General features: G+C 73.3%; 19 protein-coding genes. 12 read left to right on the top strand and 7 right to left on the bottom strand.

Going from position 1 to position 21,796, the window contains the following annotated elements; genetic code table 11:
• Window positions 1-63: 63 nt before the first annotated feature.
• Window positions 64-1,275 carry an ABC transporter substrate-binding protein gene (locus tag ACFVVX_RS06760; protein WP_387942162.1) on the bottom strand — a complete coding sequence of 404 codons (1,212 nt, stop codon included), beginning with the start codon at window positions 1,273-1,275 and terminating at the stop codon, window positions 64-66.
• A gap of 260 nt (window positions 1,276-1,535) precedes the next feature.
• On the opposite strand from ACFVVX_RS06760, the gene ACFVVX_RS06755 reads away from it, so the two are divergent.
• Both ACFVVX_RS06755 and purU read left to right on the top strand, forming a co-directional pair.
• Window positions 1,536-2,051, top strand: a complete 516-nt coding sequence (locus ACFVVX_RS06755) for a hypothetical protein (protein WP_387942160.1) — start codon at window positions 1,536-1,538, stop codon at window positions 2,049-2,051.
• Between the two features lie 112 nt (window positions 2,052-2,163).
• On the top strand, window positions 2,164-3,030 hold the full coding sequence (gene purU / locus ACFVVX_RS06750; RefSeq protein WP_387942158.1) for a formyltetrahydrofolate deformylase: 867 nt from the start codon (window positions 2,164-2,166) through the stop codon (window positions 3,028-3,030).
• A 40-nt stretch (window positions 3,031-3,070) separates the two neighbouring features.
• Here purU and ACFVVX_RS06745 read toward each other — a convergent pair whose 3' ends face one another.
• Both ACFVVX_RS06745 and ACFVVX_RS06740 read right to left on the bottom strand, forming a co-directional pair.
• Window positions 3,071-4,249 (bottom strand): zf-HC2 domain-containing protein, encoded by a 1,179-nt coding sequence (locus tag ACFVVX_RS06745; RefSeq protein ID WP_387942156.1) that lies wholly within the window; start codon window positions 4,247-4,249, stop codon window positions 3,071-3,073.
• Window positions 4,246-4,830: a sigma-70 family RNA polymerase sigma factor gene (locus tag ACFVVX_RS06740; protein ID WP_387942527.1), complete on the bottom strand. Its 585-nt coding sequence runs from the start codon at window positions 4,828-4,830 to the stop codon at window positions 4,246-4,248. Before ACFVVX_RS06740 ends, ACFVVX_RS06745 begins: the two co-directional genes overlap by 4 nt.
• 610 nt (window positions 4,831-5,440) lie before the next feature.
• On the opposite strand from ACFVVX_RS06740, the gene ACFVVX_RS06735 reads away from it, so the two are divergent.
• Entirely contained in the window at window positions 5,441-5,944 is a 504-nt protein-coding gene (locus ACFVVX_RS06735) for an ATP-binding protein (protein WP_387942154.1), read from the top strand.
• A 361-nt stretch (window positions 5,945-6,305) separates the two neighbouring features.
• Here ACFVVX_RS06735 and ACFVVX_RS06730 read toward each other — a convergent pair whose 3' ends face one another.
• Complete coding sequence (locus ACFVVX_RS06730; protein WP_387942152.1) at window positions 6,306-7,277, bottom strand: GlxA family transcriptional regulator; 972 nt, start codon at window positions 7,275-7,277, stop codon at window positions 6,306-6,308.
• 174 nt (window positions 7,278-7,451) lie between these two features.
• Between ACFVVX_RS06730 and ACFVVX_RS06725 the strand changes: the two genes are divergently transcribed.
• From ACFVVX_RS06725 to ACFVVX_RS06710, 4 genes are all read left to right on the top strand, one after another.
• On the top strand, window positions 7,452-8,792 hold the full coding sequence (locus tag ACFVVX_RS06725; RefSeq protein ID WP_387942525.1) for an MFS transporter: 1,341 nt from the start codon (window positions 7,452-7,454) through the stop codon (window positions 8,790-8,792).
• Window positions 8,793-8,814: 22 nt separating this feature from the next.
• Window positions 8,815-9,342 carry a GNAT family N-acetyltransferase gene (locus ACFVVX_RS06720; protein WP_387942150.1) on the top strand — a complete coding sequence of 176 codons (528 nt, stop codon included), beginning with the start codon at window positions 8,815-8,817 and terminating at the stop codon, window positions 9,340-9,342.
• A gap of 133 nt (window positions 9,343-9,475) precedes the next feature.
• Complete coding sequence (locus tag ACFVVX_RS06715; RefSeq protein ID WP_387942148.1) at window positions 9,476-9,817, top strand: DUF4229 domain-containing protein; 342 nt, start codon at window positions 9,476-9,478, stop codon at window positions 9,815-9,817.
• 206 nt (window positions 9,818-10,023) lie between these two features.
• Window positions 10,024-11,061 (top strand): LacI family DNA-binding transcriptional regulator, encoded by a 1,038-nt coding sequence (locus tag ACFVVX_RS06710; RefSeq protein WP_387942146.1) that lies wholly within the window; start codon window positions 10,024-10,026, stop codon window positions 11,059-11,061.
• A 150-nt stretch (window positions 11,062-11,211) separates the two neighbouring features.
• Here ACFVVX_RS06710 and ACFVVX_RS06705 read toward each other — a convergent pair whose 3' ends face one another.
• Complete coding sequence (locus tag ACFVVX_RS06705) at window positions 11,212-12,423, bottom strand: MFS transporter (RefSeq protein WP_387942144.1); 1,212 nt, start codon at window positions 12,421-12,423, stop codon at window positions 11,212-11,214.
• A 420-nt stretch (window positions 12,424-12,843) separates the two neighbouring features.
• Here ACFVVX_RS06705 and ACFVVX_RS06700 point away from each other — a divergent pair, with 420 nt between their 5' ends.
• A complete protein-coding gene (locus tag ACFVVX_RS06700) occupies window positions 12,844-14,190 on the top strand; it encodes a dicarboxylate/amino acid:cation symporter (protein WP_387942142.1) in 1,347 nt (448 codons plus the stop codon).
• A 113-nt stretch (window positions 14,191-14,303) separates the two neighbouring features.
• Here the strand turns inward: ACFVVX_RS06700 and ACFVVX_RS06695 are convergent, their stop codons facing one another.
• Window positions 14,304-15,242, bottom strand: a complete 939-nt coding sequence (locus tag ACFVVX_RS06695; protein WP_387942140.1) for a LuxR C-terminal-related transcriptional regulator — start codon at window positions 15,240-15,242, stop codon at window positions 14,304-14,306.
• Window positions 15,243-15,394: 152 nt separating this feature from the next.
• Here ACFVVX_RS06695 and ACFVVX_RS06690 point away from each other — a divergent pair, with 152 nt between their 5' ends.
• Window positions 15,395-16,681 (top strand): MFS transporter, encoded by a 1,287-nt coding sequence (locus ACFVVX_RS06690; RefSeq protein WP_387942138.1) that lies wholly within the window; start codon window positions 15,395-15,397, stop codon window positions 16,679-16,681.
• 184 nt (window positions 16,682-16,865) lie between these two features.
• Here the strand turns inward: ACFVVX_RS06690 and ACFVVX_RS06685 are convergent, their stop codons facing one another.
• Entirely contained in the window at window positions 16,866-17,069 is a 204-nt protein-coding gene (locus ACFVVX_RS06685; protein ID WP_057227626.1) for a cold-shock protein, read from the bottom strand.
• 482 nt (window positions 17,070-17,551) lie between these two features.
• Here ACFVVX_RS06685 and ACFVVX_RS06680 point away from each other — a divergent pair, with 482 nt between their 5' ends.
• The 3 genes from ACFVVX_RS06680 (at window position 17,552) to mqnC (ending at window position 21,778) form a co-directional block, all read left to right on the top strand.
• A complete protein-coding gene (locus tag ACFVVX_RS06680; protein WP_387942136.1) occupies window positions 17,552-18,448 on the top strand; it encodes a menaquinone biosynthetic enzyme MqnA/MqnD family protein in 897 nt (298 codons plus the stop codon).
• A gap of 209 nt (window positions 18,449-18,657) precedes the next feature.
• Window positions 18,658-20,424: a protein kinase gene (locus ACFVVX_RS06675; protein ID WP_387942134.1), complete on the top strand. Its 1,767-nt coding sequence runs from the start codon at window positions 18,658-18,660 to the stop codon at window positions 20,422-20,424.
• 130 nt (window positions 20,425-20,554) lie between these two features.
• On the top strand, window positions 20,555-21,778 hold the full coding sequence (mqnC, locus tag ACFVVX_RS06670) for a cyclic dehypoxanthinyl futalosine synthase (protein ID WP_387942132.1): 1,224 nt from the start codon (window positions 20,555-20,557) through the stop codon (window positions 21,776-21,778).
• The last annotated feature ends 18 nt before the right edge of the window (window positions 21,779-21,796 follow it).

Here is a 21,796-nt window from a genome sequence, read left to right as displayed (position 1 = left end):
ACGTTCGGTGCCCTTCGTGCCGTCGGGCGCGCCGCAGCGCCCTTCAGCGCCCGGTCGCGCAGGTCAGGCCGGCGGCCTGCTCCCGGTGAGCACCCAGCGCACGTCCACGAAGCCGGGCTGCTGCAAGGTCAGCCGACCGCCCTTGACCACCTGGTAGGTGACCCAGGTGTTCACCAGCCGGGGCGACTCGGTGCTGGCCAGCATGTTGGTGGTGCCCCAGCTGAGCGGCGGGGTGATCCCGACGTCCATCTGGTCCCCGCTGTCCAGCAGCGCGGTCAGCGACTTGGCGTTGAGCGTCCGCCCGGCCGCCGCCACCCGCTCGGCGGCCTGCCGGAACACCTCGTACGCGACCCAGGTGGTCTGCACCCCGGGGTCGGCGACATCGATGGTGACGCCCGCGCTGTCGGTACGGGCCACCGAGCGCAGCGCGTCCCAGATCTTCGCCGACTCCGGCGGGTACCAGCTGGTCACGTACGCGCCGGCCAGCGGGCCGTTGTCGCCGCCGGTGGAGTCGACCACCGACTGCTGGACGCTGCCGATCACCGAGGCGATCCGGGTGTTCTTCGGGCCCAGCCGGCGGTAGGAGTCGAGCAGGTTGCCGGTCGGCTCGGCGCCGAGTGCGCTGGTCAGGCAGTTCGCCGGTTCGTCCTTGCCGATCGCCTTGCGGGCCACCGCGGTGTAGTCGGTGGACTGCTCCGGCGCCTTGACGTCCAGCAGCTTGATCCCGGCGGGCTTGAGCGCGTTGGCCAGGTAGCCGAGCAGGTTGTCGCCGGCCGGGGTGTCCGGGCGGACCAGCGAGACGGTCCGGCACCCGGCGTCGACCAGCTGCCGTCCGCTGCCGCCGATCAGGGCCGGCATGCCGCCGTCGACCGGGTAGGACAGCGGGCTGCTGAACTCCGGGGTGGAGAGGCCGTAGCCGCCGACCAGCGGGATGCCGGCGCGCTCCAGGATGGGCATGAAGTTGTCGCCGAACTGGCTGTACGAGCCGATCACGGCGGTCGCCTTGGCGTCCACGGCCTGCTGGGCGCAGGCCGTCGCCCCGGCCGGGGTGTTGTGCTCGTTGCAGGTCAGGACCCGCAGCCTGCGGCCGTTCAGGCCGCCCTTGCCGTTGATGTCCCGGCTGATCGCCTCGGCCAGCGCGGTCATCCCGGGCCGGTCGGCGGTGCCGGTCCCGGCCGGTGCCCAGGTCATCACGGTGAGCTCGCCACTGCCGGTGGAGGCGTCGGCCGGTCCGCCGCACGCGGAGGCCGAGAAGAGGGTTGGGAGCAGTGCCACCGCGGTGGCCGCTGCCGCGATCGGGCGCCGGCGACGCCGATCCGCAATCGGGTGCTGATCCTGGGACGAGCCCCTTCGGCTGGTCATCGGTCTTCCCTCCCGGGCGCTCTATGCGCGCACTGGAACCACCCAAGCCCGCATGCCACAAGCAGAGAGGGACGAAAACCAAACGAACGGCCAACGGCGGTCGAACTCCGGGTGGGGACGCGTGTAGATCGCGAGTAGAGCGCGAACGGTCGGGGAACGTACGATCGTCCTCCATGTCCGCCAGCACAGATTCTTCGTATCGGTCTGCCCGAAACCCTTCTCGTCCGGGGCACCGCTCCAGCACGATGGGCGGCATGCCGCTCAACGACCTGCCCTGGTGGCGCTGGCGAGCCCGACTGCGCTCGGCGCTGCACATGCTGTCCGACCCCGGATTCCAGCAGGACACCTGGTTGTCCGGCCGGGAGGGCTACGGCGACGTGACCGACGCCGTCTACCGGCTGGTCGAGGACACCTGGCTGGACCGCTGGTCGGCCGAGAAGTACGTGGGGACGATCCTGCGTGACTCGGCCGAGGCCGCCGTGGTGGACGTCGCGGTGCTCCGGGTGCTCCGGATCCTGCACGAGGTCGGCGCGGACGCCCCGGCCTCCGACTACCTCGGCCACCACGGCTGGCCGGAGGCCGTCCGGGCCGCCCGCGAGGCGCACGTGAAGCTGGCGCTCAACGACGGTGAGGACCCGGACGCGCCGCCGCGTTCGCTGGAGGTCCTGCGGATCCTCACCCAGGTCTGAACCCGCTCCTGAGCAGGGCGTCCCGCAGTACGGGCAGCCGGACGCCCGCTGTCCAGGATGTGACACGCTGGACCACCCATACGGCACGACCTCAGGACGGGACAACCCCACCGTGGAACAGCAGTCGGCCAGCGCCCAGTACGTCCTCACGCTGTCCTGCCCCGACAAGCAGGGCATCGTGCACGCGGTCTCCAGTTACCTCTTCATGACCGGGTGCAACATCATCGACAGCCAGCAGTTCGGTGACGGGGACAGCGGGCTGTTCTTCATGCGGGTGCACTTCTCCGCCGCCGAGCCGGTCTCCGTGGACAAGCTGCGGGCCAGCTTCGCCGCGATCGGCGCCTCGTTCGGGATGGACTGGCAGATCCACCCGACCGAGGAGAAGATGCGGATCGTCCTGATGGTCAGCAAGTTCGGGCACTGCCTGAACGACCTGCTGTTCCGCACCCGGATCGGCGCGCTGCCGGTGGAGATCGCCGCGGTGGTCTCCAACCACACGGACTTCCAGGAGCTGACCGAGGGCTACGGCATCCCGTTCCGCCACATCCCGGTCACCCGGGACAACAAGGCCGACGCCGAGCAGCAGCTGCTGGACCTGGTGGCCAAGGAGGACGTCGACCTGGTGGTGCTGGCCCGCTACATGCAGGTGCTGTCGGACGACCTGTGCACCGCGCTGTCCGGCAAGGTGATCAACATCCACCACTCCTTCCTGCCGAGCTTCAAGGGCGCCAAGCCGTACCACCAGGCGCACGCCCGCGGTGTGAAGGTGATCGGCGCCACCGCGCACTACGTCACCGCCGACCTGGACGAGGGCCCGATCATCGAGCAGGAGGTGGCCCGGGTGACGCACGACATCACCCCGGACCAGCTGGTCGCGCTCGGCCGGGACGTCGAGTGCCAGGCGCTGGCCCGCGCGGTGAAGTGGCACAGCGAGCACCGGGTGCTGCTCAACGGCACCCGGACCGTCGTCTTCGCCTGACCCCACCCACCCGGCACGCGGCCGGTCGCGCCCCGGTGCCTCAGGGGCGCGACAGCAGCGGCGTCGCGCGCAGCACCTCGCGGATCGCGGCCCGGTCGCCGTGCTCGCCGACCGGCACCCGGTCCGGGTCGCGGTGCGCGGCGGCCAGTTGGCAGAACTCCAGCCCGTCCAGCACCATCGAGGCCACCGGCTCCCCGCCGGGCGGGCCGCTCTCCGGGCCGTCCAGGGGTATCAGCCACTCGCCGGACGCCGGGCCGTCGATCACCAGCCGAAGCCGCCGGCCCTGCCGGGCGCCGCCCCGGGGCTCCCCGGCCGGCCCGGCGGGCGCGGTCGCGCGCAGTCCGGCCAGGGCCAGTGGCAGCATCCGCACCGCCAGGTCGACCATCTGCCGCAGGTGCTGCGGCGCCGGCGGGTCGTACGGGTAGGCGACCGCGCGGGCCACGTCCTCGCCGTGGACGTAGCACTCGAAGGCCCGGTCGACGAAGGCGTCGCGCAGCGGGACGGTGGCGAAGCCGAAGTCGACGGGCGTGTTGCCCTGCGGTGCCAGCGCGGCGCTGCGGACCAGCTCGTGGGTCAGCCGGCGCCACCGGGCCCGCACCGACTGCGGTGGCAGGCCGGACTGTTCGGCGATCATCCGGGCGGTGCGCTCGGTGATCCCGGCCCACGGACCGCCCTGCGGCGGGACCCGGGGCGCGGGCGGAGCGGGTTCGCCGTCCTGCGGTGGCACCCGGCGGGCGGCGGCCGCCACCGGCGGGCCGCCCGGGACGGGGTCGGGCAGGCCGAGGGCACGGGCCAGGTAGCCGTCCACGGCGGCGAGATGGCAGAGCACCTCGGCCGGGCGCAGGCGGTCGGTGCCGCCGTGCCAGGGGAGTTCGGCCACCTCCTGCCACTCCTCCGGGCCGAGGTCGCGCAGCAGCGAGTCCAGCTTGGCGGTCTCGGCGGTGTAGGGCGCTCCCCAGCCGGGGACGGGCAGTTCGGCCGGGCGGCGGGCCAGGCACCAGTCGATCACCTGCTGGCGCAGCGCGCCGGGCTGGTCGAGCGGCTCGTCCGCGGAGAGCCAGCCGGCCGCCTCCCGCAGCCGGGCGGCCTCCGCGGCGCAGCCGGGGCAGGCCGCCAGGTGCCGCTCCAACTCGGCGGCCTCGCGGTGCGGGCAGGCGCCCAGGGCCCAGGCGCCGAGCAGTGAGCGCAGGGCCTCGTGCTGCTCCTCGGTGATCGTCACGTGCCCCCGTCCTCGCTTCCGCCCGGTTGCCCGGTCCGCCGCTGGCGGGCGCGCTCCTCGGCGAGTTCGGTGGCCAGCAGCTCCAGACCCAGCCGCATCCGCTGCTTGGCGGTCTGCTCGCTGATACCGAGCCGGCGGGCCGCCTCCTGGTAGGTGCGTCCGTCGTAGTACGTCACGGCGATCGTCTCACGCAGGCTCTGCGGCAGGGAGTCGACCACGTACTGGACCCGGGCGGCGGTGGCGACGGCCCGGATCTCCTCCTCGCCCGGGCCCTCGGCGCCGGGCTGTTGGGCGCGCCGCACCCGCAGCCGGTCCACCGCCCGGCGGTGGGTCAGTGCGCCGAGCCAGGAGCGCAGCGAGCCCTGGGCGGGGTCGAAGGACTCGGGGTGCTCCCAGACATGGGCGAATATCTCGCGGGTGAGCTGGGCGGCGGCGGTCTGGTCGGCCAGTATCCGCCCGGCCAGCCCGTGCACCATCGGGGCGAGTTGGTCGTACAGTTCGCCGAGCGCCGTCTCCTCGCCCCGGGCGAGGCGCCGTTGCAGCTGCTCGTCCCAGCGCGGGGCGCTGCCGGGGGTGGCCATCGTCAACCACCCTCCTGACGTGGGCTCGCTGGCGTACTCAACGGTATCTTGCGGCCTTCGGGGGCCGGGCGGATTCCGTGAAGAATGGAACACGCAGTTTCGGATCGTCACATCGTGGGATGTGCCGCCGATGGGATCTGCCGTCCATGGGATGTGCCGCCGATGGGATGTGCCGTCCATGGGATCGGCCGTCCATGGGATCTGCCTCCGAAGCCGCTGTTCGAAGGCAGTTGGACATATGTCGCACGGGTGGTTCGCGAGTGGCGGGTGCGGTGTCGGGGGCGTCCGGCGGTAGGTTCGCCACTGCGTGTCCGGCAGGTCGGGCCCGGCCGGACGATCGCCGGTACGAGGCTCGGATGAGTGAACGGGACAGTATGCACTGCCCTGTCCCCCGATCGCTGGAATATGCCCGAAGCGCTTGCTGCGGTCCGTCAGCCGAATCATCCTGAGGCGTATTCGTGTCGCAGCCAGTGCGCGACGGACGAGATGACGCGGGCGAGATGTGCGGTGGCCCGGTCTTCGGTGAGCGCCAGGGCGTCTCCAGGGCCCCGGCAGGACGATCCGGCCCGATCGAGACGATGGCCGAACTGCGAGTGCGGGTGGTGGAGCGGTGCAGGTTCTTCAGGTACAGCTGGCGGTGCGGGCGGACCCGGCCGAGGTCGGCCGGGCTCGTAGCTGGGTGCGCTCACGGCTGCTGAACCACGGCGTGGACCCGGACGCGCCGCTCGCCGAGACGGTGGTGCTGGTGGTCTCCGAACTGGTCACCAACGCCGTGGTGCACACCGGGTGTCCGGCGGTGCTGCGGCTCTGCCTCCCGGTGGACGAGGCGGAGTGCGGGGCGGCGGGCCGGGGCGAGGGCGTGCGCGAGGCGGCGACGGTCGGCCCGCTGCGGGTCGAGGTCGCCGACGCCAGCCAGGCCGCGCCGGCCCCCCGGCACGCCGGCCCGGACGAGGACGCCACCAACGGGCGCGGCCTGGAGCTGGTCGAGCTGCTCTGCGACCGCTGGGGCTGGTATCCGGACGGTTCGGGCAAGCGGGTCTGGTGCGAGATCGGCGCGGGCGCCCCGGTGGTGGACCCGCTGACCGCGGTGGACTGGGCCGCGCTGGCGCAGTGAGGTCCGGACGATCAACGGGCCGAAACCTGACGCAACCATTCCGAATTTCGGACAACCCATTGACGTGAAGTATCCGACTGATCACTCTTGGGAGCAGCTCTCCGTTGCGAGGGGACGCCGAGGGAACACCCGAACGCCGCTGCGGTGCTGCTGTCCAGGGGGATCATGTCAGCAGGGGGGCCGTGGTCTGCCGGTCGTGCGCTGGCTCCTTGGCGAGTGCGGAGTGCGGCGACGCGGGTTCAGGGCCCGTGCGTCGAGGTTGGATGGCGGCCTGCCGTGCCGTGCTCGGGGTGCGTGCGGCCTGCCGCCATCCAATCCGTCCGCCGTGGGAGGCGGTTTCCGGCCACCTGACGCCCGGTCGTCACCCCGGCTGCTCCACCGCCCGGAAGGTCCGCCGGTACACGCTCGGTGCCACGTCCAGGCGTTCGCGCAGCTGCAGCCGCAGTGAGGCGGCCGTCCCGAACCCGGACTCCCGCGCGACCTGGTCGATCGTCATGTCGGTGCGTTCCAGCAGCTGGCGGGCCCGTTCGGTGCGCTGCACCGTGAGCCACTGGCCGGGGCTGGCGCCCGTCTCCTCCCGGAACCGCCGGGTGAAGGTCCGCACGCTCATGCCCGCCCGGGCGGCGAGTTGGCGCAGCGAGAGCGGCTGGTCCAGGTGCTCCAGCGCCCAGGCGCGGACGGTGGCGGTGCCGGGGCCGGTCTCGGCGGCCGGGCGGGGGAGCTCCACGTACTGCTTCTGGCCGCCCTCGCGCCACGGCGGCACCAGGCAGGTGCGGGCCACCGCGTTGGCGACCGCGCTGCCGTGGTCGCGGCGCACCACGTGCAGGCAGAGGTCGACGCCGGCCGCCACCCCGCCCGAGGTGAGCACGTCGCCGTCGTCCGTGAACAGCACGTCCGGATCGAGCCGGACCTTCGGGAACAGCGCGGCGAAGCTGTCGGTGTAGCGCCAGTGGGTGGTGGCCGGGCGGCCGTCCAGCAGTCCGGCGGCGGCCAGCACGAAGGAGCCGGTGCAGATCGACAGCAGCCGGGTGCCGGGCCGGATCCGGGCCAGCGCGGCGGTCACGGCGGGGTCGAGCCGGCCATCCTTCGGCCCTGGGCCCTTGGCGGCCGGGATCACCACGGTGTCGGCCCACTCCAGCAGTTCGGGCCCGTGGTCGACGGCGATCCGGAAGTCGGTGCTGGTCGCGACCGGCCGGCCGTCCACGGTGCAGGTGGCCACCTGGTAGAGCGGGACGTCGGCGGGGTCCTTGGCCGACTCGAAGATCCTTGAGGGGATGCCCAGTTCGAAGGCGATCACCTCGTCGAGCGCCAGCACCGCGACCTTGTGCGCCACCGCGCGCCCCTCTCCTGCGTCCGGTTCGTCGCCCCAGCCTACGCCGGGTCGTGGCCCGATCCTTGCGGAACCTGGCAGTCAGGCCACTCGTGGCCGTTCGGGCCGCCCGGGAGACTCGGCCGGGTGAACGAACGGACCACCCCCACCCCTGCCGGTTCCCCCGCCTCTGTCTCTATCTCTGCCTCTGGCGGTTCCCCCGCCCCCGTCGATGCGCCCGCCCTCGCGCCTGCCGGTTCCCCCGCCCCGGTCGGCCGCCGCGTCGCCCGACCGCACTACGCCTGGGTGATCGCCGCCGTCTCCCTGGTCGTCCTGCTGGGCTCGGCCGGATTCCGCTCCGCGCCCAGCCTGATGATGGACGCGCTGCACAACGAGTTCGGCTGGTCGATGGGGACGATCTCCAGCGCCACCTCGGTCAACCTCACCCTCTACGGCCTCACCGCCCCCTTCGCCGCCGCCCTGATGGACCGCTTCGGCGTCCGCCTGGTGGTGGTCTGCGCCCTGCTGACCATCTCGGTCGGCTCCGGCCTCACCATGCTGATGCGCGAGCCCTGGCAACTGGTGCTCTGCTGGGGCGTGCTGGTCGGCCTGGGCAGCGGCTCGATGGCCGGCGCCTTCGCCACCACCATCACCGGCCGCTGGTTCCAGGCCCGCCAGGGTCTGGTCACCGGCGTGCTCACGGCCGCCGGGGCGGCCGGCAACCTGGTCTTCCTGCCGGTCGGCGCCTGGCTGGTGGAGCAGCACGGCTGGCGCTCGGCGGTGGTCGTGGTCTCGCTGGCGGCCAGCGCGGTCGCCGTCCCGGTCCTGCTGCTGATGCGCGAGCGCCCCGCCGACCTCGGTCTGCTCCCGTACGGCGCGACCGAGGCGCCGCCCGCCCCGGCCGCGGACGGCCGGGCACTGGTCCGCTCGCTGCGGGTGCTCCGGGACGCCGCCCGCAGCCGGGCGTTCTGGCTGCTCGCCGGCTCCTTCGCGATCTGCGGCGCGACCACCGCCGGACTGGTCGGCACCCACTTCATCCCCGCCGCCCACGACCACGGCATGCCCGTCACCACGGCGGCGAGCCTGCTGGCCCTGGTCGGCGTCTTCGACGTGGTCGGGACGATAGCCAGCGGCTGGTTCACCGACCGCTTCGACTCCCGGTGGCTGCTGGTCGTCTACTACGCGCTGCGCGGGCTCTCGCTGTTCCTGCTGCCGCGGCTGTTCGAGGGCTCGCTGGAGCCGCCGATCCTGGCCTTCGTGATCTTCTACGGCCTGGACTGGGTGGCCACCGTGCCGCCGACCGTCGCGCTCTGCCGCCGCCACTTCGGCGGGGACGCACCGATCGTCTTCGGCTGGGTGCTGGCCTGCCACCAGATCGGCGCCGCCGTGGTGGCCGGCCTGGCGGGCCTGGCCCGCGACGCGCTCGGCACCTACGACCTCGCCTGGTACGCGGCCGGCGGGCTCTGCGTAGTCGCCGTGCTGCTCTGCCTGGCGCTGCGCGGCGGCCGAACGGACCGCTCCGTTCCGGCCATGTCGTAAGGGGCCAGTAGGCTCGGGGGCCATGACACTCGTCTTCACCCTCGACCCCAAGCCGGACCCCGACCTGCGCACCGAGGTCGTGCGGCTCTGGACGGACGTCACCAACGCCGGCGGTGCCGTCGGCTTCGTCGCGCCGGTGACGCAGGACGCGGTCTGGGACACGGCCGACGAGCAGTTCGCCGGCCTCGGGCCGGACGGGCCGGACCGGCTGCTGATCGCCCGCGAGGACGGCAGCGGCAGGCTCGCCGGCCTGCTGTTCTTCGAGTCCATGCGGTTCGGCCTGATGGAGCACTGGCGGATGCTCAAGCGGGTCATGGTCCACCCCGACCTCCAGGGCCGCGGCTACGGCGCCGACCTGATGGCCGAGGCCGAGCGGGCCGCCCGGGCCTGGGGCCTCGACGGTCTGCGGCTGACCCTGCGCGGCGGCCTCGGGCTGGAGGCCTTCTACGGCCGCTGCGGCTACACCGAGGTCGGGCGGGTGCCCGGCGCGATCCGGGTCGCCCCCGGGGACGACCGGGACGACGTCACCATGTGGCTCGACCTGCGCTGAGGCGGGGCCCGGCGGGGGCCGTACGGGCGGGCGGACCACGCGCGGGGATCGGGAGACCCGTTCCCCGCGCCGCCCGTTGGGCATGCTTCACTGGGAGACCGGCCCAGCCCCGCGCAGAGAAGGACGTGTCCCCGTGAGCAGCCCTGTGAGCAACAAGTCGCACGCCACGCTCCGCTACACCTCCATGCGCGTCAGCATCTTCCTCGGCTGCCTGCTGGTCGCCCTGCTGCTCGGGCACTTCAAGGTCATCCCCGTCACGGGCCAGGCCGGTGTGGTCTTCCTCTTCCTGCTGGCCGCGGTGGTCTCGGCGCCGCTGAGCTACGTGCTGCTGAGCAGGCAGCGCGACGACATGTCGGCCCAGATCTCCGGCAAGGTCACCGGTATCCGCAACCGGACGGCCGAGCGGATCGCCGCCCAGAACGCGGAGGAGGACGCCGCCGACGACGCCGCCCGCGCGGCGGCCCTGCAGAACTGACCACCGTGTCCGCCGCCCCCGACCCGGGACCGCCGCACGGGACGTCGGCCGGTCCGACCCCCGGTGCCGACGGTGCGCACGGCGTCCCCGGCACGCACGGTACGCACGGTACACATGGGGTTCACGGCGACCACGGCGTTGACGGCGTTCAGGGCGTTCACGAGGCGGAGGGCCCCGGCGCAGCGAGCGGCACCTGGCCGGCCGCCGTGCGCAAGCCCACCGGGCGGGACGTGGCGCGGCTCGCCGGCGTCTCGCAGGCCACCGTCTCCCTGGTGTTCTCCGGCGCCGAGGCCGGCCGCCGGGTCTCCGACGCCACCCGCGAGCGGGTCCGGGAGGCCGCCCGCAGCCTCGGCTACCGCCCGCAGGCGGCGGGGCGGCAGCTCCGGCTGGGCCGCAGCGGCATGATCCTGCTCGCCGTGCCGAACATCCTCGGCCCCTTCTTCGGCCGGGTGCTGGAGGGCGTCCACGAGGAGGCCGGCCGACACGGCCTGGCCGTCGTGGTCAGCTCCGGCTGGGGCAGTGCCACCCTCGCCGACGCCGCCACCACCAGCCGTTTCGACGGCCTGCTGATCTGCTCCCCGGACGACAGCCAGCTCGGCGAACTGCCCGCCGACACCCCCGTCGTCTTCCTGGACGCCGACCCCGGCACCGACCGCGCCCGCCCCACCGTCGAGCTCGACGTGGCCGGCGGGATGCGCGCCGCCGTCGAGCACCTGGCCGGGCTCGGCCACCGCCGGGTCGGGCGGCTGCGCTCCACCCACTCCGCGTACACCTTCCGGGTCCGCCAGGCCGCGTTCGAGCAGGCCGCCGGGGCGCTCGGCCTGGACGTGGTCGAGCTGGGCGTCAGCCTCAACGAGGGCCAGCCCGCCGCCCGCAGTGCCGCCCGCCGGCTGCTGGAGCGCCCCGACCACCCGCGCGCGGTGATCTGCGACGACGACGTGGTGGCCTCCGGCGTCTACCAGGCGGCCGCCGAACTCGGGCTGCGGGTGCCGGTTGACCTCTCGGTGGTCGGCATCGACAACATCCCGGTGGCCGGGCTGCTCGCCCCGCCGCTGACCACGGTCGACCTGCCCGGCGAGGAGTTGGGCCGGGCCGGGGTCGAGGCACTGGCCGGACTGCTGCGCGGTGCGCCGGTCGCTCCGGTCCCGCCGCTGGCCACCTCGCTGGTCCTGCGCTCCTCGACCGCCCCGGCTCCCGCCGCCTCCGCCGCTTTCGCCGCCTTCGGCAAGGGCCGCTCGGACTAGTGCCGGTGGCCGGGTTCCCGGTCCGGTCCCGGGTATGCGACTGCGCCCGTCGGCCAGACCACCCGGTCCGACGGGCGCAGCCACGTCTTCAGGAGGGGGCTCGTCCCCTCGGTACCCGGCCCCCTACGGCCGGCGGCCCGGTCGGCCCGGTCAGCCCACCGGGACCGGCTGCTCGACGGCGTGGCCGACCGGCGCCGGCCGGAACCAGCCGCGGGCGCCGAACAGCAGCAGCCCGCCCAGCGTGATCCCGCCCGCCGCGCAGAGCGCCACCGGCCGCAGCGAGTCCTCCGCGAGGTTGCCGGAGACGGCGTAGCCGAGCGAGTTGCCGGTCGCGAACAGCGTCACCAGCCAGGCGAACGCCTCCGTCACCGTGCCGACCGGCGCCAGCTCGGCGACCAGGACGAACGCCGCCGCCAGCAGCGGAGCCAGCCCGATCCCGGAGACGAACGCCAGCCCCGCCATCGCGTACGGCCCGGGCAGCAGGACCAGCGGCAGGTAGCCGGCCGCCATGCCGAGCGCCATCACCCAGGTCCGGGTCGCCGTGCTGCTGCGCCACCGCACCGCGCCGTACGCGAGCGCGCCCAGCAGTCCGCCGAGCGCCGCCAGCGCCAGCAGCGTCCCGGCCCCGCCCGGCAGGCCGCCCTCGTGCGCCTCGGCGTAGGCGATGAACAGCACGTTCTGCGCGCCGACGGCCCAGCCCGCGCCCGCCAGCCCGATCAGCAGCAGCACCAGGCCGGGGGAGCGCAGCGGTCCGAGCAGCCCCGAGGAGTGCTCGCGCGGCGGCGCCTGCCAGGCCCGGGCCGGTCCGGCGGTGGCGACGACCAGCGCCCCGGCCAGCCCCAGCCCGGCCGCCACCCAGAGCGCCGCGACCGGGCTGAACGCGCCCGCGATCCCGGCCACCGCGAGCGGTCCGGCGACGTACAGGATCTGCTGCGAGGCGGAGTCGAAGGCGTACGCGGTGTCGAGCTGCCGCTCCTCGACGACATCCGGCCAGAGCGAGCGCAGGCAGGGTTCGAGCGGCGGCATGGCGAGCCCGGCTATCGCGGCGCCGATCGGTGCGGCCAGCGCGGAGCCGGGCGCGAGCGCCAGCAGTGCGTAGCCGCCGCCGGCGACCACGGCGGAGGCGACGAGCACCCGCGGCTGCCCGGTGCGGTCCACGATCCGGCCCAGCACGGGCCCGCCGACGGCGGCCGAGATGGCGTACGCGGCGGTGGCCAGACCGATCCGGCTGTACGGCGTGCCGGCCTCGCGCAGGGCGAGGGCGATGACCAGCGCGGTCATTCCGGCGGGCAGGCGGCCGAGCAGGGTGCCGAAGAGCAGTCGGCTGACGTGGGGGGCGCGGAGCAGGGCGAGATAGCCCATGGACGGCTCTCCGGTTCTGGGCAGGCGTGGGCGGGGCGGCCTCCAAGTTATACGTATAACCACACTGTGGTCAATCGCCGGGTGCGGATCAGCTGATGGTGCGTCAGCCTCGTTCGTGTCCGGAACTGTCCGGATCTCAAACAACTACTTTGAACATCTCAAACCTTTACTGCTAACGTGTCGGCCATGACCACCTCAGGCGCACCCCGGATGCACGGCCTGGGCTCGATGCCCGGCGCCGCCCGCGGTTGCCGCCTGTCCGGTGCTGTGGACAGCCCGCGCCGTTGTCGCGCCATGAGCTGTATCCAGGCGGCACGCCCCTGACCGGGGGCCCAGCCCTCCCCGCCCGGCCCCTGCGCCGTGCCGCCTTCCCCGCCTCACCTCACCGTCAGCAACGCCCTCCCCCGGAGCCGCACCGTCATGTCCACAGCGCCCGAGGCGACCTCGTCGCCGTCCGTGCTCGCCAGAATCCGCAAGACCCCGTTCTGGGTCCAGATCGTCGCCGGCCTCGTGTTCGGCGTCGGCCTCGGCTACCTGGCCCGCACCGCTGACATCTCCTGGCTGGCCACCACCCTGGAGACCATCGGCAAGATCTTCGTCCAGCTGCTGAAGCTGGCCGTCCCGCCGCTGGTCTTCACCGCGATCGTGGTCTCGGTCGCCAACCTTCGCAACGTCACCAACGCGGCCCGGCTGGCCGTCCGCACCCTGCTCTGGTTCCTGATCACCTCGCTGATCGCCGTCGCGATCGGCCTGGGCCTGGGCCTGCTCACCAACCCGGGCGAGGGCACCAACCTCAAGACCGAGGGCCTCAAGCCGCCGAAGTCCACCGGTACCTGGATCGACTTCCTGACCGGCATCTTCCCGACCAACATCGTCGACGCGTTCACCCAGGTGAACGTGCTCCAGATCGTCTTCCTGGCGGTCGTGGTCGGTGCTGCGATCATCAAGCTCGGCACCAAGGCCGAGCCGGTCCTCAAGCTCAGCGAGTCGGTCCTGGAGCTCACCCAGACCGCCCTCTGGTGGGTCATCCGGCTCTCCCCGCTCGGCACCCTCGGCCTGATCGGCAAGTCCGTCGCCAAGTACGGCTGGGACCTGCTCAAGCCCTTCGCCACCCTCACCGCGGACATCTACATCGGCTGCGCGCTGGTGCTGTTCGTCGTCTACTCCCTGCTGCTGAAGTTCGCCGGCGGCCTCAACCCGCTGAACTTCTTCAAGGGCGCCTGGCCCGCCATCCAGCTGGCCTTCGTCTCCCGCTCCTCCGTCGGCACCCTCCCGGTCACCCGCCGCGTCACCGAGCGCCTCGGCGTCCCCAGCGAGTACGCCTCCTTCGCCGTCCCGTTCGGCGCCACCACGAAAATGGACGGCTGCGCCGCGATCTACCCGTCGATCGCCGCGATCTTCGTCGCCCAGGTGTACGGCATCGACCTCGGCATCAAGGACTACCTGCTGATCGCCTTCGTCTCGGTCATCGGCTCCGCCGCCACCGCGGGCCTCACCGGCGCGATCGTGATGCTGACCCTCACCCTCTCCACCCTGGGCCTCCCGCTGGAGGGCGTCGGCCTCCTCCTCGCCATCGACCCGATCCTCGACATGATCCGCACCGCGACCAACGTCGCCGGTCAGGCGCTCGTGCCGATCCTGGTCGCGGCCCGCGAGAAGACCCTCGACCTCACCGCGTACAACAACCCGGCCGGCGACCTCTACGAGGACCTGCCCGCGGCCGCCGTCCCGGCCCAGGCCGGGAAGAAGGAGGCCGTCGCCGTCTGACGGCCGACGCTTCGAGCAGGCCCGTCCCCGGTCCGGGGGCGGGCCTGCTCGTGTGCCGGCCGGAGGGCGGGCGCCGGTGAACCAGGTGAGCTACGTGAGCCAGGTGAACCAGGTCAGCCCGGTGCGCCGTCGGTCGCGCGGAGGATCTGCTTGGCGCGGGTCAGGTAGCCGGCCTGGAACCGGCTCTCGGCGCCGAGGAGTTCGAAGATCTCGGCGATGTACTTGCGGCAGGTGCGCAGCGAGACGCCGAGCCTCCTGGCGATGGTCTCGTCGCGCAGGCCCTCGCTGAGCATCGCGAGGATGGCGCTCTGCACCTCGGTGCGGACCTCGGCGCGCGGGTCGCAGGGGTTGTAGGGGGAGGCGAGGTTCCAGCCGCGGTCGAAGGCGTCGCACAGGAAGGCGACGGTGGACGGGTCGCGGACGACCACGGCGCCCCCGGCGGTGTGGGGGAGGAGGACGACGCGGCGGTCGAAGGCGAGCATCCGGGCGCCGGGTTCGGCCAGCGTCCGGGCGGCGGCGCCGGCCCCGACGAGTTCGGCGACCCGCTCCTGGGTCGGGGCGTGGTAGCGCGCGGTGTGGTGGTGCAGCAGGCGTACGCGCACCCCGCGCCGGGCGAGGGCGAGTTCGTCCAGCGGCCAGGCCCGGTCCGGCTGGGTGACCAGGACCTCCGTCCGGGCCGCCGCCGCGGCCTCCTCGATGAGGGGGAGGACCGCCGCCACCGACTCGACACTCTCCAACGGCGCCTCGACCGCCCGGGCCGCGTACAGCTCGCCGAGCGCGTCCAGCGTCGCCCGCGCATCGCCGAGTCCGGCCAGGTCGCGGCGCAGGCGGGCCTCGGCGGTGACCACGGAGGCGCCCGCCGTGCGCGGGTCGACCGGCTCCCACCGGCCGTCCGCGCAGGCGCGCAACAGGCCCGCCGCACAGAGCGCGTGGACCGAACCGGGCTCCGCCTCGGACGCGCGGAAGCCCGGGTGCTCGACGGCGTACCGGTACAGCGCGAGGTCCGCCGGGCGCAGTCCGCGCAGCTTCTCCGTGATGTCCGCATCCGTCATGGTCCGTCCCCCGTGCAGCTTGCTGTGGCTCACCATCATGCGATCAAGGGGCTCTCGACCACGAGCCCGTTCCGACGCGATGCTGATCACGGTTCGCGAGGCGCCTCCCCGAGCCGCGACCCGCCCCCGACCACAGCTTCCAGGGAACACCCATGCCCGAAACCGTCACCGCTGCCACCGCCGAAACCCTCACCGCCACCGCTGCCACCACCCCACTGCTCCGCCGGCCCGACTTCGCCCGCCTCTGGACCGCGCAGACCGCGTCCCTCTTCGCCACCCAGATCGGCGACCTCGCGCTGCCCCTCACCGCGGTGCTCGCGCTCGCGGCGGACTCCGGGCAGGTCGGCCTGCTCGCCTCGGTGGCCCGGCTGCCGTACCTGCTGCTCGCGCTGGTCGCCGGCGTGCTCGCGGACCGGCTGCGCCGCCGCCGGCTGATGGCGGCGGCGGACATCGGGCGGGCCGCCGTCCTGGCCGCCGTGCCACTGCTCCACTGGGCGGACGAGCTGGGCATCGGCACGCTCTACGCCGCCGCCTTCCTGACCGGTTGCGGCACGGTGCTGTTCGACGTGGCCGCGCAGGCCTACCTGCCGAGGCTGCTGCACCGGGACGACCTGGCGGCGGGCAACGCGCTGCTGGGCTCCAGTCAGTCGGCCGCGACGATCGGCGGACCGGCGCTGGGCGGCCTGCTGGTGCAGTGGCTGACCGCGCCGGTGGCGGTCTGTGCGGCGGCGCTCTCGTACGCGGGTTCGGTGGTGAGCCTGCTGCTGATCCGGGACCGGGAGGAGCGCCGGCCGGTGCCGACGGGGAAGCCGCTGCAGGAGATCCGGGAGGGGCTGCGGCTGCTGGTCCGCAGCGAGCGGCTGCGGACGATGACGGTGATGGCCGCCGTCTTCAACCTCTCCTTCACGGCCTTCGAGGTGGCCTACCTCCAGTTCCTCCCGCGCACGCTCGGCCTGTCGCCCGGTGCGATCGGGCTGGTGCTGGCGGCGCTCGGGCCGGGGTTCCTGCTGGGCGCGGTGCTGGCGGCTCGGCTGCCGGGCCGGCTCGGGTACGGCCGGGCGCTGCTGCTGACGGCGGCGGTGGCCAACCTGGTGATGCCGCTGACCGCCCTGGTGCACGGCGGCGGGCCGCTCGCCGTCGCCGCCCTGATGCTGGTCAACCTGCTCTTCGCCGCCTTCGGCACCGCCAACAACGTGGCGATGCTGACCATCCGGCAGTCGATCACCCCGGACGGGCTCCAGGGCAGGGTGGCGGCGACCAACCGGTTCGTGGCGATGGGGGTGGCCCCGCTGGGAGCGCTGCTGGGCGGCTGGCTGGGCGCGAGCCTCGGGCTGCGCGGGACGGTGCTGGTGACGGCGCTCGGGCTCTGCCTGGCGCTGGTGCCGCTCGGCCTCTCCTCGCTGGCCTGGCTCGGCCGCGAGCTGCCGAGCGCGGCGTGACGGCGGAGGGCGGTGGCTGAGGGCGGAGGCTGGCGGCTGAGGGGCCCTCGGCGCAAGGACACAAAGGCAGGGGGCCCACCGATCGGCGGGCCCCCTTGGGTACTGCTCTTGTGCTCATGGTGACGGCCGCGGGGGCCGCCGGCGGACCCGAGGGGTCCCGAGCGATCAGAACATCAGAGGATGATCAGATAGCGGTAACGTTCTCCGCCTGCGGGCCCTTCGGACCCTGGGTGACGTCGAAGCTGACCGCCTGGTTCTCCTCCAGCGAGCGGAAACCGTTCGCGTTGATGGCGGAGTAGTGGACGAAGACGTCGGGGCCGCCGCCCTCCTGGGCGATGAAGCCGAAGCCCTTCTCAGCGTTGAACCACTTGACGGTTCCCTGAGCCATGCCGTTCTCCTTGCGAGGGACGTATTGGGGGCCACACCGTGTGGCACCCGGTCCGCTGCGCTGATCGCCCTGCCTCCGGACGGGTCCGGAGTTTTTCGATATTGCTGAAAAACTACAAAAAGCCTGCGGTTACATGCTCCGCAGGCTTCAAGTACTGCAAGGGGAATCAAACTGCAACTGAGGGCAACGCTAGCATGCGTGCGCTGTGACGACCAGAGGTGACTTGCGGTCCGGACAAGGCGTGTCGGAAGGCCTGCCCAGGACGGTTGTTAGGCCCTGGGAGGCTGTCCCGAAGGGGTGCGTGGAGCCCGTCCGGAGGCCGGTTCGAGGCGTCCTGGACGGGGGGTCCGGGCGGTGTCGGGAGGCCGGGTTCGCAGCCTCTCCCGAGGACGATCCAGAGCGTGTCGCAAGGCCGGTGCGGGCCGTCGGGAACGCCGGGCATACCCTGCGGGGAGGGCACGAACAGCAAGGGAGTGACGGCAGTGGCAGAACCGGTTGCGGTAGTCCAGGAGACCTCGGGGACGCCGGTCAGGCCGCGGGTCGGACATATTCAGTTCCTGAACTGCGTCCCCCTCTACTGGGGCTTGGCCAGGACCGGCAATCTGCTGGATCTCGATCTCACCAAGGACACTCCCGAGAAGCTGAGTGACCAGTTGGTGGGCGGTTCTCTGGACATCGGTCCGATCACCTGCGTGGAGTACCTGCGCCACGCGGACGACCTGCTGGTCCTGCCCGACATCGCGGTCGGCAGCGACGGACCGGTGATGTCCTGCGTGATCGTCAGCAAGCTCCCGCTCGCCGAGTTGGACGGCCGCCGGGTCGCCCTCGGCTCCACCAGCCGGACCTCGGTGCGGCTCGCGCGGCTGCTGCTGGAGGAGCGCGAAGGGGTGCGGCCGGAGTACTTCAGCTGCCCGCCCGACCTGGACGCGATGCTCGCCGACGCGGACGCCGCCGTGCTGATCGGCGACCCGGCGCTGCGGGCCTACCTGGGCCAGGCGGCCGCGCAGGGGCTGGCGGTGCACGACCTCGGCGAGATGTGGAAGGAGTGGACCGGTCTGCCCTTCGTCTTCGCGGTCTGGGCCGCCCGCCGTGACTTCGCCGAGCGCAGCCCCGAGCTGACGGCCGCGGTGCACCGGGCCTTCCTGGAGTCCCGGGACCTCTCACTGGTGGAGGCCCGTGAGGTGGCCGAGCACGCGGCCCGCTGGGAGGAGTTCGACGCGGGGGTGCTGGAGCGCTACTTCAGCGAGGCGCTGGACTTCTCGCTCGGTGAGCGGCAGCTGGCGGGCGTCGCGGAGTTCGCCCGCCGGGTCGGCCACGACAGCGGCTTCGCCCCGGACGTCGCGGTGCGGCTGCTGGAGACCGCACCGGCGGTGGTCTGACGGCCGCGGGGTCGGCAACGCACCGGTGGTGCAGCGAACTCTGACGGCCGCGGGGTCGAGGGTCGAGGGCGGAGACGTCGAGGTCGGCGGGTCGGCAACGCACCCGGCGGAGGAGGGGGACAAACCATCCCCCTCCAGGCCCCGGCCGCCCGGTAGCGTCGGCACATGACCTCGGCGGACGCCGGGCGGGCGAGGGGAGCGTGCGGGGGATGCAGGCACTGGGGTCGGACGATCCGCGTGAGGTGGGCCGGTACCGGCTGCTGCGCCGGCTCGGCGCGGGCGGCATGGGCCGGGTCTACCTCGGCCGGACGGCGGGCGGGCGCACGGTGGCCGTCAAGCTGGTGCGCGGTGAGCTGGCCGAGGACGCCGAGTTCCGCGCCCGCTTCCGGCAGGAGGTCGCCGCCGCCCGGCTGGTCGGCGGGGCCTGGACGGCGCCCGTCCTGGACGCGGACACCGAGGGCGAGCACCCGTGGGTGGCCACCGGATACGTCGCCGGGCCCGCGCTCGGCGCCGCCGTCCGGGAGTTCGGGCCGCTGCCCGAGCCGGCCGTGCGGACCCTCGGCGCCGGACTCGCCGAGGCGCTGGCGCACGTGCACGGGCTGGGGCTGGTCCACCGGGACGTCAAACCGTCCAACGTGCTGCTCACCCTGGACGGGCCGCGGCTGATCGACTTCGGTATCGCCCGCGCGCTGGACGCGACCAGCGGCTTCACCCAGTCCGGCTACGTGGTCGGCTCGCCCGGCTTCATGTCGCCGGAGCAGGCGGCCGGGCTGCCCGCCGGACCGTCGAGCGACGTCTTCTCGCTCGGCGCGGTGCTCGCCTTCGCGGCCACCGGCACGCCGCCGTTCGGGGAGGCCGTGAGTGCCGCGGTACTGCTCTACCGGGTGCTGCACGAGGAACCGGACCTGACCGGCCTGGTCGAGCCGCTGCGCTCGGTCGTGCTCGGCTGCCTGGCCAAGGACCCGGCCGCCCGGCCGACCCCCGCGCAGTTGCGGGCCCGGCTGGACGGCGACGGCGGCGCCACCGTCCGGCTCGGGCGCGGTGGTTGGCTGCCGCCCGCGCTGGCGGCGGCGGTGGGGCGCAGTGCCGTCCAGCTGCTGGACCTGGAGGCGGGGGAGCTGGAGGCGGGGGAGCCGGGTGCCGAGGGAGTGAGCGCCGGTCCCGGGCCGCGCGCCGGGGGCGCCCGGCCGGCCGAACCGGTGGGCCGGACGCCGACCGAGGCGGTCGCGCCGGCGGACCGCGTCCCCAGCGGGGCGGTCGCGCCGGTGGACCGGGTCCCCGCCGGGGTGGCCTCGCCGGTGGATCGCGTCCCCGCCGGCACCCGGCCGGAGGGCGGCAGCCGCACGCGCTCCGGGGTGGTGGCCATCCTGGTGGCCGCGCTGGTGGTCCCGGCCCTCGGGTACGGCATCTACCGGGGACTGCGGTCGGGCGGGGAGCCGGGCCCGGATCCGGAGGCCGGGGCCACCACGGCGACGACCGTCAGCGCCACGTTCAGCATGTCGGCCACCTCCTCCACCACGACGTCCTCGTCCAGTTCGACGACCATCCTCCCGGTACCCCCGCCGGCGACCGGGGCGGGGCCCGGCTCCGGTTCGGCTTCCGGCCCGAGTGTGGTGCCGAGTGCCTTCCTCGGCACCTGGAGCGGGGACATGACCACCGAGAAGCGGCTGCCCGCCGGTGTCACCACGCTGGTCATCGGCCCGGCCGCGCTCGGCCAGGAGAGCACCACCAGCCACAACACCGTCGTCATCGCCGGTTCGCTCTCGGTCACCTGCGACGGCGCCTGGAGGCTCGACGCGGTGTCACCGGAGAAGCTGGTCTTCACGTCCCGGCTGGTCGGCTCCTCGCTTCCCGGGGCGTGCACCGGAGGCTCGAACTCGGAGACGCTCACCCTGCAGAAGGACGGCACGATCCGCTTCACCTCCGCCGACCCGCCGGCCGGGAACCCGTCCGGGACGCTGCGGCACGCGGGCTGACGCAGGCACGCGCAAGGGCTGGCGTAGGCTGGTTCGGCCGTAGCCAGCGGTGGTTCCAGCCGTAGCCAGCGGTGGTTCCAGCAGTACCTCCAGAACACGCAGCAGTACCCGAGAGAGAGAAGGCCGCCAGGTGTCCGAGCTCGCAGCGACCACCCTCGATGCGCCCAGCACCGACCTGCAGGCCATCCTCGACCGGGCCGCCGGCGGCGGCCGGATCAGCCCGGAGGAGGCGCTGGAGCTGTACCGCTCGGCGCCGCTGCACGCGCTCGGCTCGGCGGCCGACGCGGTCCGCCGCCGCCGCTACGCCGGTACCGAGCACATCGCGACGTACATCATCGAGCGCAACATCAACTACACCAACGTCTGTGTGACGGCGTGCAAGTTCTGCGCGTTCTACGTGGCGCCGAAGAGCGACAAGGGCTGGTCCCGCGACCTCGACGAGATCCTGCGCCGCTGCGCGGAGACGGTCGAGCTGGGCGGCACCCAGATCATGTTCCAGGGCGGCCACCACCCGGACTACGGCGTGGAGTACTACGAGCGCGCGTTCTCGGCGATCAAGGCGGACTTCCCGCAGCTGGTGATCCACTCGCTGGGCGCCTCCGAGGTCGAGCACATGGCGCGGATCTCCAAGGTCTCCATCGAGGAGGCCATCACCCGGATCCACAAGGCCGGCCTGGACTCCTTCGCGGGTGCCGGCGCCGAGCTGCTGCCGGAGCGGCCGCGCAAGGCGATCGCGCCGCTCAAGGAGTCCGGCGAGCGCTGGCTGGAGATCATGGAGGCCGCGCACCGCCTGGGCGTGGAGTCCACCTCCACCATGCTGATGGGCACCGGCGAGACCAACGCCGAGCGGATCGAGCACCTGCGGATGATCCGCGAGGTGCAGGACCGCACCGGCGGCTTCCGGGCGTTCATCCCGTACACCTACCAGCCGCAGAACAACCACCTGAAGGGCTCGACCCAGGCCACCGTCTTCGAGTACCTGCGGATGATCGCCATCGCCCGCCTGTTCCTCGACAACATCGCCCACATCCAGGGCTCCTGGCTGACCACCGGCAAGGAGGCCGGCCAGCTGTCGCTGCACTACGGTGCGGACGACCTGGGCTCGGTCATGCTGGAGGAGAACGTCGTCTCGGCGGCCGGTGCCAAGCACCGCTCCAACCTCACCGAGCTGATCCACCTGATCCGGGCCGCCGACCGCGTGCCCGCCCAGCGCTCGACCACGTACCAGCACCTGCGGGTGCTGGACGACCCGGCGAACGACCCGGTGGACCCGCGGGTCGCCTCGCACATCGCCTCCACCGCGATCGAGGGCGGCACGGCGCACCCCGAGCTGAAGATCCTCGACAACGGCTGACGCTCCCGCCGTGCCGAC

It is taken from the genome of Kitasatospora sp. NPDC058170 (assembly GCF_042883905.1).
In the GTDB taxonomy this organism is placed as follows: Bacteria; Actinomycetota; Actinomycetes; order Streptomycetales; family Streptomycetaceae; genus Kitasatospora.
Note: the sequence above shows the minus strand (reverse complement) of the source record. Positions and strands in the feature narration are given on the sequence as shown.